A 14,663-nucleotide genomic window follows, 5' to 3' on the forward strand; every position below is an offset into this window, starting at 1 on the left:
CTGCCGCGCGAGGTCGACCCCGCTCAGCTCGGTCATGCGATCACCGTGCCGGCCGGATTGCCGCTCAGCGGGCGCGCGGCGAGTTCGGGCAGCCGGTCCGCCCACGGCGCGGGGGCGGCCTGCTCGGTGCGGGCCGCCGGCTGCTCGCGCAGCTGCGCCAGGTCGGTGCACCGGCAGGTTGGGTGGCCCGCGCCTTTCCCCAGGAAGCGGTCCGGCATCACGATCAGCACTATCAGGCGGGACGGCTGCGGTAGCGGAACGTCTGCCCACCGATCGAGGAAATGCCGCGGCCTGGACCGGGCCCACCCCCGAGGTACTCGCGCGCGGTGAGTGGAGGATCGTGCGACTTTCCGCCTCAGCGGGGTTGGCGGTGCATCCATCCCCTCTGGCCGCCAGTGGGGACACTGATAGGACGTGGCGGTCCACCAGACGTCGACGGACGTGCGGCAGGGTATGGCGGCCGCGGACTCTGTCCATACACCGCCTTCTCCCACTCCGGGTACTGGTCACAAGCCGCGGCCGTGGCCGTCAGGGCGTCAGGGTGTGCGGAGCCGAGGACGCCGTCCTGCCACAGCAGGCACCATGCCTCCTGCTCAGGGTCGATGAGGCCGGCATGGACGCTGTCCAGAACTGTTGCCTCCCGGATCGGGAAACTGTCTTGCCCGGCGTGTAGTGCACGATCCGGCCGACCGTCGCAGGCGCATCCGACATGACCACCGCGATCGCGTCATCCCGGAAGGGCACGAACTTCGGTACGGACACTGCCTTCCTCTTCGCCACGGCTGCCCTCCCCTCACTCACACCAGTGGGACCCAGCCGAGGAAGACGTGGCCGGCAGCGCCGTAGCGCAGGATGTCGTTGGGGCCGGTCGTGGAGGTCGGCTCGCACGCGGTGGAGATGCCCAGCAGTAGCCCGCCCAGCTCCCGGCCTGCCCTGACGGTGTCGAGGTTCGCCGACGACGACCACTGCCCTTCCAGGCCCGCGTCGATGTGGATGGTGGTCCCGGTCAGCCGGGCCTTGGGCGGGGCCTGGTCGGCCACCCACTTGTCGACGATCAGCTCGCGGCCCATCGGGCGGAAGCCGCGGGCCCGCCAGTGCCGTTCGGTGTTCACGCTCCAGCCGTCGCCGCCGTCCTGGTCCAGGTGGACCGCCTCCAGGTGCGGACAGACGATGAACATCGGCCGCGGGGGGCGGCCGTTGCCTTCGTCCATCGGCAGGGTGAAGAACCGGCTGGTCCACGACAGGTGTGCGCCGGCCATGAGCGAGCGGAGCTCGTACCAGCCCGAGGGGCGGCAGTCCTGGTGGTTGAGCGTCGCGCTCAGGAACGGACCGCAGTCGTCGACGACGAGGGCCGGCGTCTGCTCACCAAGCGGCGCCCCGCAGGTCTGGCAGTCGCGCTTGTGCAGGTTGAGCGCCACCTCCTGGCGGGCCTTGTCCGACAGCCGGGTCATGATCTCGTCCGCGACCAACAGCTCGGTCACTGCCACCGGGTACCTCCCCCTGACACCAGGCCGCCCGTCGCGTCCTGCTGCCGCAGATCATGAAGCGGGACACCGCGCGGCACACCGGCATTGCCCTGAGCTGCCCGATTCGGCACCCGCATTGGCCGAGACGGCGCTGTTGCCGCCTGCGGCTGTCAGCGCCGGGTGGGGTGCTCCGAGCGAGGGAAGCCGCAGTGTCCGTCCGCACGTCGGATCTGTTGAACGCGGTATGCCGTCCTCACGCTCTCGCCGCCGCGCACCGCAGCCGCCGGTTGTCACCGGCCCGCACGCTCCGCTGACCGGCGAGTTCGCCGCTGACCCGGCCGTGTGCCATCGCGCCTACCAGGTCGCGATCGACTTCGGTCTCGTGGCCGTCGACGCCATCGCCGATCTGCTCCCCCAGGAGGAATCCCTCGCTCTGGCCCAGCGCATGGGGTTCTGCGACTGCGGCCGTCTCACCCTGGACGACGACGACCTCACCCGCCGGGCCCTGAGCGCCGTGGCGGCCGCCAACATGACCGCCTGCCAGGCCCTGGTGCTCGCCGCGATCGACTACGCCCACCGCACCTTCGGCTGCGACGGCCTCAGCGCCCTGATCCACGAACTCACCGGAGGCAGCCGAGCGACCTTCGAGCTGCCTGCCCTGACCGCGCTCCTGGACCGCGTCCAGGCGGCCCACCAGGCAGAACACGGCCACGCTGGTCACAGCCGGGTTCCTGATGCGGTGATGTGGCCCCAGACGGCCGTCTCCTCGATGCCCGAACTCATCCCGCGCTCCTGACCCGCCGCGCCCTCGCAGGGACCGGCGCAGCGCATGAAGACCCGCTCGGGCCCGGATGCGCCGTACGGTCGCTTCTACGGATGGCGACAAGGCGGTGACGCCGGGTCAGGTGTGGGAGGGGAATCCGAGGATGGTCAACGCCCGTACGTACCCGCTGTGGCGGGATCTCGCGAGGAGCAAGGACCTCCCCAAGGAAGCCCTCAAGACGGTGATCGAAGCCCTGTGCACTCCGGCGACGACGCCGGACGGCTTCGACGCCCAGGCCGACCCGTGGCGGGAGGAAGCACTCAAGGACGCGCTGCCCGCGCTGCTGGCCCGGACCCCTGCCAAACGGCTGCGCGGCCGGCTCCTGGTGCACGCCGACGAGAAGACGCTGGCCGACCTGGCGGCTGACGGCACCGTGACCGCCGCCGACGTGCCCGCCATCCTGCGGCACCGCCGGGCCTGGGCCGGGCTGATCTCCGCACTGGCACGGCACCCCGGCCAGGTCGAGGCGGCCATCGCGCTCCTGCCCCGCCTGCCCGACCATGAGGTGGAGCAGGTCGTCCGGGACTGGGACCCCGACCGCTACACCCGCACCAAGGACACGCCGCCGGCCCCGCCCGTGCCGCCAGAGCTGTTCGACGCCGTCCTGGAAGCCTGCCTCACCCCGCTCGCCGCGTACCTGCTTCACCCGGAGCCCGAAGAGGGCTGGGAGGCTGTGTCCGCGTACTCGAAGGACTGGTCGCTGGAGCTGGGCGGCCGCGCCGGCTGGGCGATGCTGGCCCGCTGCCCCCAGCGGTGGCCGCAGCTCATCACGCACCCCGTACTCGGGGCGGCTGTCCAGCACCTGCTGCTGGACCAGGCCGAGACGCAGGCCCTCGAGGACGCCCGCCTCCGCGCCGCCGACCCTGACGGCGAGGACCTGCCCGCCGACCCGGCGCCCGCGCTCAGCGAGGACCTGCTGCTCGCCTGCATTCCGGCCCTGTGCCTGCCCGAACTGGCCGACCTGCCCAACCCGCAGGTGACCGCCCGCCGGACCCTGCACCACATCGCCCACCGCGTCCACATCAACCCGCGCGTGGCCGACCTCGCCGCCGACCAGCTGCACGCCGCCGCCGACGCGCTCGTCACCCGCGGCCAGCTGCTCACCTGGTCCGACAAACAGGAGAGCGACCACGAGTTCGACGGCCGCGTCCTGCGCCTCGCCGAGGACCTGGCCCTCCTCAGCGCCAACCCCGACCACCTCGCCGGGGCCTGCGCCCAGCTCGCCCGGCTCGATCAGCCGGCCGTCGTCTCCCCCAAGCCGAGCCGGACCCTGATCCACGTCCTCAACAACGTCGACCCGGACCACGACCGCCCGGCCCGGCTCCTGGAACGTCACTACGAGCACCGCCGGGTCCAGGCCCTGACCGTCCTCGCCGCCAACCCGCACACCCCGCGCACCGCCGTCGCGGACGTCCTGAACGGGCTGCACCCAGCCGAACTGGCCTGGATCGCCGAGAAAGCCGGCGGCCCCGACTGGTTCCTGGCCGCGGCGGCCGCCGTCCCGGTGCCCGAAGACGAGGACGACGGTGTGGTGCGGCTGGTGGACGACGACGAACTCGGCAAGCACCCCGACCCCGCGGCCGTCCTGCAGTCCTGGCTCGACTCCCCCGCCGCCGGTGAGATCCTCTCCCGCTCCGAGGTCTACCGCGCCGTCGTGAAGTCCCGCTACCGCACCCTGGAGCACCTGCGCCAGATCCCCGCCGACGAGATCCTCGCCCGCCACGAACCCGAAGTCGCCCTGACGATCCTGCTGGAGCACTGCGGGCGCAGCACCAAGCGGTGGGAGGCACTCGCCGCCGCCATGACCTTCGACTACAACGACGAGAAGATCACCTTCGGTCAGCTCCTCGACTCCCTGGACCCCGCGCCCGCCCAGGCCCACACGTCCTGACCGGGCCGCTTCGCCAGCCACTCCGAAGCAGGGGCGGCGTCCGTCGTCAGCCGTGGACCGGGCGGGAGGTACCGGGGCGTGCGACGGCTTATTTACGTCGTAAAGAGGGGCTCCTCCAGCGCACCGTTTCCACTGGAAACGACCCAGCGCCCCTCTCGCCACGCGCTTGGCGCTCAAGGCCAGTGGAGAGCGAGTTCGCCGGTCAGCCGCACTGATCCAGCGAAATGGTTGCGGTGAATGATCTCGATGAGCTCGGCAGCGTCCATGACATCCGGCTCTTCATGGTTCCTGCGGGCATCCTGGGCCAACTCCTCGTTCCAGGAGCCCAGGTATTCGTCCATCGTCCAGGTACGCCCCGCAGGGTGAGCGGAGTCTACGACGGTGAACTGCCCCGCACGCAGCAGCTTCTCCAGCTCCAGGTCCGCCTTCTGCAGGGGGGCCTCGTAGATCTGCTCCAGTTCTGATGTCCGTTGTGCCCCCAGCTCCCGCGCGATCTCCTCCGGCTGGCAAGCAACGTAGTGGGGGTATCGGACCTGGAAGCTGCGCTGCTTGGCCTGCCGCCGACGGGTGGCGGGCTTCTTCTTCGACATCGGTGGTCTCCTTCCGCGCCATGGGGCGCCAGGTGTGCTGGTGAAATAACGCTCTGGTCCGAAGCCAGTCACCTCGGGCAGCCTGTCACGCCGTCTGCCCCAGGCGCTGCGGCTCCGTCCGGCGGCCGGCCTTCTCCTCGCGGGCCCGGCGCAGCGCGGCGGCCTCGGTTGCCGCGGCCTGGCGGCGGCGCTGTGCACGGGCCTGCTCGATCGGCGCCGGCGCATCGTCCGCGACGACGTCGGGCTCGGGGAACGCCCGGCGCGACAGCTCCCGCATCGCGGCGGTCTGCCGCTCCACCGCCTCCGCGATGGCCGGGTCCGCCAGGGGCGGTCGGGCGGCCTGCCGGTGCGCCTCGATCGCGCGGCGGTATCCCTCGGGCGGGGTCCGGCGTTCCACCGGGACGGTGGGCATCGTCGGCTGTGGGGCCGGGGTGGCGGCCGCCGTGGCGAGGCCAGCCTTCACGGGCGCGGGCGCCAGGACCTGGACGGCGCGGACGTTCGCACCCGGCACCCGCTCGTTGGCCGCCGCGATCAGCTTCGGTGCGTTCCAGCGCAGCTGCATGCCGTACGCGGGAGCATCGGGGGCGACGTCCAGGCGGCCGGTGTCCGCGTCGAAGCCCACGGCCTGGACGTGACCGGCGAGCTCGGGCGCGGCCGCGGCGAGGATGTCGTCGAACCGGACGAGGACGCTGCCGCCGGCGGCCGGGGCGACCATGCCGCGCTCGGTCATCATCATGCCGATCGCCGCACCGAGCCCGAGCGGCTCACGGCCGTCCCGGCGTACGGCGGAACCGGTGCGCCGCTTCGGCTTCTTCGTCTGGGCGCCGCCGTTCTTCTTCGTCGCCTCCCGGGCCGCAATCAGCGCCTGGCGCGCGAGGTCGACCCCGCTCAGCTCGGTGCTCACGCGATCACCGCCCCGGCCGTACCGCCGTCCAGCGAACGCGCGGCGAGCTCCGGCAACCGCTCCGCCCACGGCGCGGCCGCGACCGTCTCGGTGCGGGCGGCGGACTGCTCGCGCAGCTGCTCCAGCCGCACCGCGAGAAGGTGTTCGGCGGTGCGCTCCCGGGCGGCCTCCGCCTTCTGCGTCGCGGCGGCGACGGCGTCCGCGCCGGACGGGTTGTACTGGAACCAGGGGCGCCCCTGCTCCGCCTTGTACGCCCGCCGGGCCTCGGCTTCGGCCTCCTCGGTCCGGCCCAGCATCGCCAGCGCGTTGCGTCGGTACTCCGCAAGGAGCTGCTCGACGGTGTGGAGGGCGCCGTAGGCGAGCACGGACGCGGTGCCCAACGGGTCGGCTCCCTGGTCGGCCGGGTCCATGGCACTCAGGTAGGTGGCGCGGACGTCGGCGATCTCGCGCTCCATAGTCGCCCGCACCTCGGTCGTGACGGCGGCGACGTCGCCCGGGTCGGTCAGGGCGGCCGACCAGGTGGCCGCGACCAGCCCGGCCTCCACGATCGCCGCTTCGGTCCGGCGCCGGTAGCCGCACGCCTCGCACAGCCCGGCCGCCTGGTCCTGCCCGCAGTCCTCGCACGGCAGGGCCTGGCGCACCGCGTCGGCGGCCGCCGCCTCCTGGCGCTCGCGTTCCGCCCGCTCCGCCGCTTCCGCACGGGCGGCATCGCGGCGAGCCTGCTCCGCGCGAGCCTGCTCCTGGCGCCAGGCGAGGTCCTCCGCCTCGATGGCCACCTGCTCGCGCAGCCGCTCCTCGAGGACCCGGCGCCGCTCGTCGTCGCTCAGGCCGGGCAGCTCCCGGTCGAGCTGCGCAGCGATCTTCACCCGCCGGGCGCGCCGGATGTGCACCACGTTGCCGCACATCTCGCACTCAGCCCCGGTGTCCAGCCGGATCCCGTCGTCGCAGCGCCGGTCCGTGCACGCCTGGCGCTGCACCAGGCCCCGCCGGATCAGCCACCCGTACGGGCCGGTGACCATGGCCTCGCCGCCGGTCTCCGCGAGCCGGTCGGTAAGCCGATCGGCCAACACCCGCGGTGCGGCACCCGGCAGCGCCAGCAAGCCCTCCAAGCGGGCCAGCTCCGCCTTCGCAGCCGCCTCCACCTGGTCCTGCTGCCAGCCGCTCAGCCGCTCCCAAAGCCAGGCCACCGGCCCCAGAGCCACCCGCAGACGAAGATCAGCCGGAAGGCCCACCCTCCGCTGCTGCTGCGTCTTTCCACCGCCCACGGCCTTCGGCCGGCTACCGGCCCCAGCCCCGGCAGCACGCTGCCCCACCTGCTCGTCGACCGGGGACTTCTTGGGCTGTTCCCCGCGAAGCGGGCCGCCCTCTGCCACCGGCGACCCGGTCCCGGCAGCAAAGTCCTCGCTGTCGGCGGCCTGGTCCTCGCGCACGCACGCGCGCTCCGGCCGACGGCCTTCACCCCCACGGCCTTCGCCGGAAAAGCCACAAGAGAGCTGCGGAGGAACTACAGGAGTAACCACAGAAGCGTGGTCTGCGTGGAGCTCTGCACCATCGGGACGCTCCTGAACCGCCGCATCCCCGGGGCCCTCAGCACCACCGAGCCCAGACGTACCAAGGGCACCAGCCGCAGCAGCCGGAGCATGATCTCCGCACGCACCATCGGGACGCGCCGAAAACACCGATCCGGGCCCCGAAACAGCCTCCACGGGGGCCACGGTGCGGCCGTACGCGCGGGCGACCGGCAGCAGCATGACCTTGCCCCGGCCGTGTATCCGCGTCGACGTCGCCTTGCGCTGCCGAGCCACGACACCGGCCTCCGTCAGCCGCGCCAGCACCTTCCGGGCCCCCGAGGGCGAGCAGCCCAGCAGCCGCGCCAGCGTCGCCGCCCCACGCCCCTCGCGCTTCTTCACCGAGCCGCCGACCAGCTGCAGCCAGCCCGACGCCCGCGTGTTCAGCACCATCAGCAACAGCCCGAGCCGGTCGGTCGCCGCACCCTTGCCCGTACGGTCGGCCAGCAGCCCCGGCGGCGTCGGCTCCTTGTCCTCCGGTGCCCAGCCGGGCCCGAACAGCGCCTCGATGAGGTGCAGCAGCGTCGCCAGCTCCGCCTTCGTCAGCGCCAGCGGGTGTCCTGCTCCCCCGCTCTTGCGGGCGTTCCACAGCGGCATGACCAGGCAGTCCAGCCCGGTCATGTGTCCCTTCCCGTTCGTCTTCACCCGGGTGTGCAGCGCGTCCGTGCCGCGCAGCACCGGCAACACCTTGTGATGGACCGTGGACTCCTTCATGCCCAGCCAGCGGCCCAGCTCCGCGCCCCAGATCGAGGTCTGGTTGTCGTTCTTCTCGCCCTTGGGCGCCCGCGACTTCGCGTACAGCACGACCGCCGCCAGCTTCGGCGCGTCCTTCAGCCCGGCGATCGACGGGTCCGCCAGCAGCGCCTGGACCGCGTCGCGCAGCCGCAGCCGCATCGTCCGCCCGAGGCGCAGCGGGTCCTCCGGGCCGTCGCCGTTTCGCTTCCCGGAGGCCGGCACCGACCGCAGCGCGTTCCGCTGCCCGGGAAGCCGGAGCCCGTCTACGGAGCTGTCGACGGGCTCCCACAGCGGGTGATCCAGCGTGGCGGTCGGCGCCGCCACGGCGCTCACCGGCCCGCCCGGACGAAGGAGATAGAGATCATCCCGGCAGCCTTGCGCGGACTGCCTGTGGACAGAGTTCGAGAAGTGGTGAGACCCCCGACCCCTCCCGCCCGGTGGGCAAGAACTTCGGATCGCGTCCCGCCCCACGGGACGGAGCCCGGGAGCACCGCGGCGGCCGGCGCCGTCAGGAGGACAGGGGCCCCCCTCTCGGTACAGGTGTGCCGGACCGGGGTCGGTGTGACACTCCACCCCGACGAATCTTCGTGATTAATGCCGTGAACAGGGCAAACGGGGCGTGCGAATCCCGTCACGCGGGACACGCGAAGGGTCCAAACCGGCTCGAAATGGGCAGGTTCAGGCTGACAAGGGGACACCAGGTCGTGCACTATGAAGACGACCGCCTCTCCGTGTGGTGGATCGACCGGCGTATCGCCGGGCGTATCTCTCAGCGGGTGGGTGGGACTGCCCCCTCCGTGAGGAGCGGGCAACCGGACGAAGAACCAGAGGCGACCTCCCTTCCGGCGGTGGTTTCGGGTGACTCGTGTTCCAAAGGCCCCTGGCAGGGCCTCGGAACGATTCGGTACTGCGACCGCGAAGCCCCCTGGCAGGGGCCCGCGGGTGTTGCAGGTGCTGCGTTGGCCCTGATGAGGGGCCGATTTGGAGAAGAGCGGCTTGATAGGCCGCGGCTCAGGCCGGTTGCGTCCGGTGACTGAGCGCCCGCCCGATGGGCGGGGAGACGGGCCGCGCGGGGCCGAAGGGGATGGCGAGTCCACTTCTTGGCGCGCGCGGCCGATGGCCACTAGGTCATCCCAACCCCCTGAAACCGGAGGCTGGCGTCAAGCTGCGCGCACACAGCCCGGATGGCGTGATCGCGATGGAGGAACGGCGTAGCCGCGCGTGTAGCTGCGCGCTGGCGGGTAGCCTTCATCCCGCGATCACCTCCCATTAGGTGTCGCCCGAACAGGGCTTGCCCTGTTCGAGAGCCCCCGCGGACCACGCCCGGTCCTACGGGGCTTTCGCCTTTTTCGATCATGTACAGCCTAGCCCCATTCCCGGACACAACCGCAGGACGAATTCGCGCAACCTGAAGCGCCCGATATAGCGAGCCCCCTGCGGGAAGCGCGGGGACAACGGCCCGCCTTGTGGCAAGTGCATCAGTCATCTTGGAGAATTCCGCCAGGCTGGCCCAGAACGGTCAGCAGGCTGTCGTGCTGCCCGTCGTACACGACGTGGGGCTCGTCAGCGCCAGGCGGATGGAACCGGCCTGCGAATCGGATCAAGTCCTCCTCGCTGAACTCGATCGAGTTGGGGTCCGTGTCAGCGAGCTGATTCCGTTCGCGGATCCGCGACCATCGCACATCATGCGGGGCCGGCAGGTAAACCAAGACCGGAACACCGCCAGCTTCCACCACGAGGGCCTGCCACTCGGCCCGTTCCTCTGGCGTCCAGAAGCCGTGGTCGACAACGACATCTTCGCCCGTCTCCACAAGAGAGCGGAGTTCAGCAGCGATGTCCTTGAGGACAGGAGCTTCTCGAACCCGAAACTCGCCCCGAGGGAAGTCAACGCCGTACCTGCCGTAGCGGCGGAACATCTCCTCATCTGGGCACAACCGCTTGACCCCAGCGCCTACGAGCGCTCTCGCCAGCGTCGTCTTACCGGCTCCGGGCATTCCCGCCATCAGAACCACATGAGGTCCCTGCGCTACCACGTGATCTCCGCGGTTTCGAGGCGAGTACGGCCAGGGGCACCGAGATCCACGCCGAACTCCAGTGGCTGGCCTTCGCTATCGAGGAATCGAGCAGAGAGGACCAGGATTGCTTCCGTCGTGCCGGGATCGAGCTCCAGGAGCTGGGCGTCCTCGGCAGTAGCGATGCGGGCTGCGGTCTCGTCCGTGCGTTCCACGGCGTGCCGGCCCGTTTCCCGGGCGATGACGTCCAAGGACGTGCCGCCGAACAGACGTTCGTTGCGGAGCAGTGCGGGAACGGTTTGGGCAAACTCGGCCGGAATCCAGGAAGTCGAGTGCGCGATGATGCCGTGCTGGTCGCGGTAGGCGCGCGTGCGCCGGATGACCTCGTCACCAGGCTCTAGGCCGAGCGCCGCCGCAACGTCCTGTGGGGCGGGAGCGATTGTTGCGGTGTGTCCGTCGGAGCGCTCCCCCGCGCCCCATGAGGAGCCGGTGTGCTTTCCGCGCTCCAGGCGCTGGGCTCCGGAGGAGAGCGGCACGGGCTGGCCGATGCGCACATACGCGGCGGTCGCGTCGTCGGACCGTTTGAACCGTGGCCATCGCTCGCCGACCGGGTCGGCGAGTTCGGCTTCGCGGGTGCGGGCGATAAGGGCGGCTGGCCCCTCGGTGCTCAGCAGGTCGAGGAGCTGTGCCCAGCTCAGCGAGCCGAAACTGTCGACGAGGCGGCTCGCGCCGTCCGTCAGTAGAGCGGCCTGCCGGACTCGGGAAATGTCGACAGCGCCGGTGATTGCCTCGTCGGCGGCGGCCGGGTCGGTTGCTGCTACCCAGTAGCCACCAGGCCGGTTTCGGAGGCGGCGCTGAACGGTGACGAGTGTGGAGACCCGAGCGGCGTGCTCGGGGGTGCCTGTCGGGCCCCGGAGTGCGGCATGCATCTCTTCGCCGGCGACCTCTTCGACCCGCTTGTCGGTGATGGTCCGGATGCCTTCGTCGCCGAGGTCGAGCACCAGCACGTTGTCGGAGAGCACCAGGTAGTCGAGGACGTCGTCTCGCTCCCGGATAATCGCGACAGTCGATGCAGGGACGGCTTCCCGGTCCAATGAGCAGGTGTCACGGTGTAGGTCATTGACCTCGGTAATGGCGGTTCGCAGCGCTTTGCGCAGCGTCACCGTATCGTCGCCAATCAGGTTGATCAGGCAGGTGCCGAGCTGTCGTACGAACCATGGGGTGCCGTGGATGCACCCCATGGGGAGGTCCTTCGGAGCGGACAGGCCGTCCAGCACGACGACCCCGGTGGGGCTGACGTGGACGGTGTCCTCGTTCTCATTGCCCACACCCTGGGTCGATGCCATGGATACCTGCACGTCAGGCCCCTTCCGGGCGGTAGAACGGCGTGATGCGCTCGCTTTCGGTGATCTCCAGAGTCTCCGGGTTGAACTGGCTGGAGATGAGAGTCGAGAACCGTCGGGCCTTCAGTTCGCGGTGCACGTTGGCCAGCTCCTTGGTGAGCCAGTGGACGACGCCACCGGAGCCGCGGGCGTGGATGCCCGCGATGTAGAGGAAGGTCCCCTGGCCATCCGGCCGGGGGAGCCGGCCGAAGTATGCGACGTCGCCGTTCTCGCCATGGTCCATGGGAGAGCGGTACACCTTGCCCGTGTTCCGGTCGACTAGATGCCAGCCATCCTCGTCCTTGCCGAACTGTAGGTGAGGGTCGCCCTCGAGGATCTGCTCGATCAGGGGCGAGAGTCGCGGGCCGCAGATCACGACCAAGTTGTTCCGGTTGAGCCGAACGTTGCCGCCAAGAGGAATCCGCTCGAACCCGATCTCAAGGCCGACCTCTTCGCCCAGCTCACGAAGCCGCTCGTAGGTCTGAACGTCCTCGGTGGCGATCACGGGGCCCTGCAACGGCTTGTCCCGGCCGTCCTGCAGCTTGCCATCCTCAAGCTTCTCGGCGAGGGCCACGGTGACCCTCCCCGAGCCAAGGAACAGGCGCTCTGGTGGAGCGCCTTTCGCGAGCTGGCTGACTCTTCCTTTGCTGATCCCAAGCTCGGCCGCCAGTTGGGTGCTGTTCAGCTGACCCACGCGCAGGGTCTCGTTCATTGCCTCGTTGCGCACGACCTGGCACTCGTTGCCGTAGTCCTGGAGGCGGCTGGCGGTGGCGTGCGCGACTTTCGCACGCTCCAGAGGGTCGGACAGTTCCTTCAGCTGAGACAAGGCGACATCGAAAGCCGCATCGAGCTGCTCTTTCAGCGAGGGCAGAGCCCCGTCGAGCTGTTCCATGCGTGCCTCCCTTCGTGAGGTCATGTTTACCCCATTAAACCGCATGGGTTCAAGGTGGTTGACGCGCGGCATGGTGAGACCTATGGTTTCGGTAGTCGAGCGGTTTAGGGCGCTAAATCGATCGGTTGCGCTCGCTACATCTGCACGTCAAGCGCCCACCGCAGTAGTCGTCCGCCCTCCGGGGCGGCCGGAGTAGTCCTCAGCTCGCTGAGGACGCGAGAGCAACATCGAACTCCTCCGGAGCCTGACGGCCGCGACGACTGTGTGCACGTCGCAGCGCTGTGCGCTGTCTGTCCTACGGGACGCCGGCTTCAAGCCGTGCGGCCCGGAGGGCAGAGAGAGCATCGCGATCCGCGCCCCTGCCACTCCGTCCGTGAGGAGTCCACATGTCTGCTTCGACCCTTGAGCGCACCGCCCGTCCCCGCCGGAGCCGGACCCGCTCCCGCACCGTCAACGCCCGCCTGGCGCTGGCCCTCTCCACCCTCAAGCCCCACCAGTACGACCTGCGCCCGGCCTGCGCGTCGCTGATCTGCCCCGACTGCAAGACGTGGGTGCCGATCACCGGCCTCCAGACCACGAAGCCCAAGCTCGTGCCGCACGACACCGGCCGCGCGGGCAAGGCCCCGGCCGCCCGCTGCCGCCTGGGCAGCAACCGCTTGGTCACGGTCAACGTCACGGCCAAGAAGTGGGCGGAGCGCCTGGTGGACGGCAACTCGGAGACCGTGCACCGCCGCCGGACCACCGTGCGGCGCAAGCCGAAGGTCGCGCCCGCCCCGGCCGTCAGCCAGATCGCCGCGAAGAAGCAGACGACCACGGTCGACCAGCCCGGCGACGGCCAGCCCCTGTGGCTGCTGCGCAAGGAGCAGTGGGCGGCGACCGAGTCCGCCGTCCGCGACACGGACACCCGCCGCGCGCAGCTGCCCGACGGCGCCGCGCCGCTGGGCGCGCCGCCGGTCCCGCTCGAGACGCTGCACCCCAAGCGCCGCGTGAGCTGACCCGCTCCGGACGAACGACCACGGCCCCGGCCGCCCCCCGTGATGCGGGGCGGCCGGGGCCGTGGCTGCTCGTACAGCAGCCAGCAGAAGGGGCCCGATGCCCCGACACGACGAACCCCCGGGCTTAGGCCCCCGGGGGTTCGTCTGCGCAGGTCAACCTTCGAGAGAGGCAGACCCACATGCGAGTCAGCATGACACCCACCCATGCCCAGGCGCAGCGCCGGGGCGCGTTGCAGAGCGCGGTCGACGCCGCCGCGCTCTGCACGACCGGCGACCCGGACGCGTTCTTCCGCGCCGACCGCGAGTCGGCGTTCGACTGGCAGGTGCGCCGGGAGAGCGCGCGTCGTGTGTGCGCCGGGTGCCCGGCGCTGGCGGCGTGCGCGGAGCTGGCGCTGCGGGACGGCGACGGCCGGGCCACGGAGGACGACATGGTCCGCGGCGGTCTGAGCGGCCCCGAGCTGGCCGCCCGGCGCGTCCTGGACGCCAACCGCCTGGCCGCCGCGGTCAAGGCCGACGGTGACGACGAGGGCGCGCGGCTCGACGCGCTGACCGTCCTGGTGACGCGGACCGCGGCGGCGAGCCCGGACCGCTCCGGCGGTCACCGGGCCGGTGACCGGGCGCAGGCCGCGCAGAACACCGCGGTCCGCGAACTGGTCGGGCAGGTGCACGAGATCCGTGCGGCCCGCCGGGCGCGCGGAGGATGGGGGACGGCCGCATGAGCACCGCCACCCTCCCCCGCCCGACCACCGCCGCCAATCCGGAGTACGCCTGCGGGACGTGCGGGTGCTGGCACGCCGGCCCCTGCCCGGCCGCCGCGACGCGCGCTCTCGACGTGCTGTTGGCCCGGATGGCCGCCGAGGGCGACGCCCGCGCCCGTCGCGCCGGTCGCGGGGCACGCCGGACGCTGCAGCAGATGATGCCGGGGTACGAGCGGCAGCCCGTCCTCCTGCTGCACCGACCGACCATGGCGGACGACGCCTGCACGGTGTGCGGCAGGTGGTCGTGCACCGGCGGCGACTGCCCGCCCAGCGCCACACCCGCCCCGGCCGCCACGCAGGACACCGACACCGCGCCACACGGTGCGGCCGGGCAATGCAGCAGTTGCGGCGGCTGGTTCGAGGACTGGAACGGCGGCGTCTGCAACGCCTGCGCCCGCCGGTGACGGTGACGCTCATACACCGGGCCCGTACCGCCCAGCACCACGCGGCACGGGCCCTCACCCGCTGGGGCACCACCCACCCGACCACCCGCCTGCTGCTCGCGGCCGCCGCCCTGGCGGCCGCGAGCGCGTGGGAGGCCGGCCACCGCGTCCCCGCCCTCCACCCACCCCCACGGCACCCCCGGAAGACCACCTCGTGCAACGAGACCTCTACGCCACCCGCCTCAACAACGAGAAAGGGGGACC

Annotated in this window: 13 protein-coding genes; 5 read left to right on the plus strand and 8 right to left on the minus strand. The window is 71.3% G+C overall.

What is annotated here, in order from left to right; translation table 11 throughout:
* Positions 1-32: 32 nt before the first annotated feature.
* A complete protein-coding gene (locus AC3EQ1_RS19805; protein ID WP_432095659.1) occupies positions 33-221 on the minus strand; it encodes a hypothetical protein in 189 nt (62 codons plus the stop codon).
* 576 nt (positions 222-797) lie between these two features.
* Entirely contained in the window at positions 798-1,487 is a 690-nt protein-coding gene (locus AC3EQ1_RS19810) for a hypothetical protein (protein WP_432095660.1), read from the minus strand.
* A 223-nt stretch (positions 1,488-1,710) separates the two neighbouring features.
* Here AC3EQ1_RS19810 and AC3EQ1_RS19815 point away from each other — a divergent pair, with 223 nt between their 5' ends.
* On the plus strand, positions 1,711-2,262 hold the full coding sequence (locus tag AC3EQ1_RS19815; RefSeq protein WP_432095661.1) for a hypothetical protein: 552 nt from the start codon (positions 1,711-1,713) through the stop codon (positions 2,260-2,262).
* Positions 2,263-2,392: 130 nt separating this feature from the next.
* Complete coding sequence (locus AC3EQ1_RS19820; RefSeq protein ID WP_432095662.1) at positions 2,393-4,180, plus strand: hypothetical protein; 1,788 nt, start codon at positions 2,393-2,395, stop codon at positions 4,178-4,180.
* A 173-nt stretch (positions 4,181-4,353) separates the two neighbouring features.
* Here AC3EQ1_RS19820 and AC3EQ1_RS19825 read toward each other — a convergent pair whose 3' ends face one another.
* The 6 genes from AC3EQ1_RS19825 to AC3EQ1_RS19850 all read right to left on the minus strand — a co-directional run bounded on the left by AC3EQ1_RS19825 (position 4,354) and on the right by AC3EQ1_RS19850 (position 12,263).
* Entirely contained in the window at positions 4,354-4,770 is a 417-nt protein-coding gene (locus AC3EQ1_RS19825; protein WP_432095663.1) for a hypothetical protein, read from the minus strand.
* 85 nt (positions 4,771-4,855) lie between these two features.
* Positions 4,856-5,674 carry a DciA family protein gene (locus AC3EQ1_RS19830; protein WP_432095664.1) on the minus strand — a complete coding sequence of 273 codons (819 nt, stop codon included), beginning with the start codon at positions 5,672-5,674 and terminating at the stop codon, positions 4,856-4,858.
* On the minus strand, positions 5,671-8,301 hold the full coding sequence (locus AC3EQ1_RS19835) for a hypothetical protein (RefSeq protein WP_432095665.1): 2,631 nt from the start codon (positions 8,299-8,301) through the stop codon (positions 5,671-5,673). Before AC3EQ1_RS19835 ends, AC3EQ1_RS19830 begins: the two co-directional genes overlap by 4 nt.
* A gap of 1,154 nt (positions 8,302-9,455) precedes the next feature.
* Positions 9,456-9,989, minus strand: coding sequence for a P-loop nucleotide/nucleoside kinase family protein (locus AC3EQ1_RS19840; RefSeq protein WP_432095666.1), 534 nt, complete (start codon positions 9,987-9,989; stop codon positions 9,456-9,458).
* Between the two features lie 14 nt (positions 9,990-10,003).
* Positions 10,004-11,347, minus strand: a complete 1,344-nt coding sequence (locus AC3EQ1_RS19845; protein WP_432095667.1) for a UTRA domain-containing protein — start codon at positions 11,345-11,347, stop codon at positions 10,004-10,006.
* Position 11,348: 1 nt separating this feature from the next.
* Positions 11,349-12,263, minus strand: a complete 915-nt coding sequence (locus tag AC3EQ1_RS19850; RefSeq protein WP_432095668.1) for a sigma-70 family RNA polymerase sigma factor — start codon at positions 12,261-12,263, stop codon at positions 11,349-11,351.
* 386 nt (positions 12,264-12,649) lie between these two features.
* Between AC3EQ1_RS19850 and AC3EQ1_RS19855 the strand changes: the two genes are divergently transcribed.
* The 3 genes from AC3EQ1_RS19855 (at position 12,650) to AC3EQ1_RS19865 (ending at position 14,420) form a co-directional block, all read left to right on the plus strand.
* Positions 12,650-13,258: a hypothetical protein gene (locus tag AC3EQ1_RS19855; protein ID WP_432095669.1), complete on the plus strand. Its 609-nt coding sequence runs from the start codon at positions 12,650-12,652 to the stop codon at positions 13,256-13,258.
* A gap of 179 nt (positions 13,259-13,437) precedes the next feature.
* Positions 13,438-13,977, plus strand: coding sequence for a WhiB family transcriptional regulator (locus AC3EQ1_RS19860; RefSeq protein ID WP_488187159.1), 540 nt, complete (start codon positions 13,438-13,440; stop codon positions 13,975-13,977).
* Positions 13,974-14,420 (plus strand): hypothetical protein, encoded by a 447-nt coding sequence (locus AC3EQ1_RS19865; RefSeq protein WP_432095671.1) that lies wholly within the window; start codon positions 13,974-13,976, stop codon positions 14,418-14,420. The genes AC3EQ1_RS19860 and AC3EQ1_RS19865 overlap by 4 nt, the downstream gene beginning before the upstream one ends.
* Positions 14,421-14,663: the final 243 nt, after the last annotated feature.

It is taken from the genome of Streptomyces sp. bgisy100, from assembly GCF_057709105.1.

Bases quoted from the DNA above. Each gene is read 5' to 3' on its own strand.
- AC3EQ1_RS19855 (WP_432095669.1), top strand. From the start codon at position 12,650: ATGTCTGCTTCGACCCTTGAGCGCACCGCCCGTCCCCGCCGGAGCCGG.
- AC3EQ1_RS19825 (WP_432095663.1), bottom strand. From the start codon at position 4,770: ATGTCGAAGAAGAAGCCCGCCACCCGTCGGCGGCAGGCCAAGCAGCGC.
- AC3EQ1_RS19820 (WP_432095662.1), top strand. From the start codon at position 2,393: ATGGTCAACGCCCGTACGTACCCGCTGTGGCGGGATCTCGCGAGGAGC.
- AC3EQ1_RS19850 (WP_432095668.1), bottom strand. From the start codon at position 12,263: ATGGAACAGCTCGACGGGGCTCTGCCCTCGCTGAAAGAGCAGCTCGAT.
- AC3EQ1_RS19815 (WP_432095661.1), top strand. From the start codon at position 1,711: ATGCCGTCCTCACGCTCTCGCCGCCGCGCACCGCAGCCGCCGGTTGTC.
- AC3EQ1_RS19860 (WP_488187159.1), top strand. From the start codon at position 13,438: ATGCGAGTCAGCATGACACCCACCCATGCCCAGGCGCAGCGCCGGGGC.
- AC3EQ1_RS19865 (WP_432095671.1), top strand. From the start codon at position 13,974: ATGAGCACCGCCACCCTCCCCCGCCCGACCACCGCCGCCAATCCGGAG.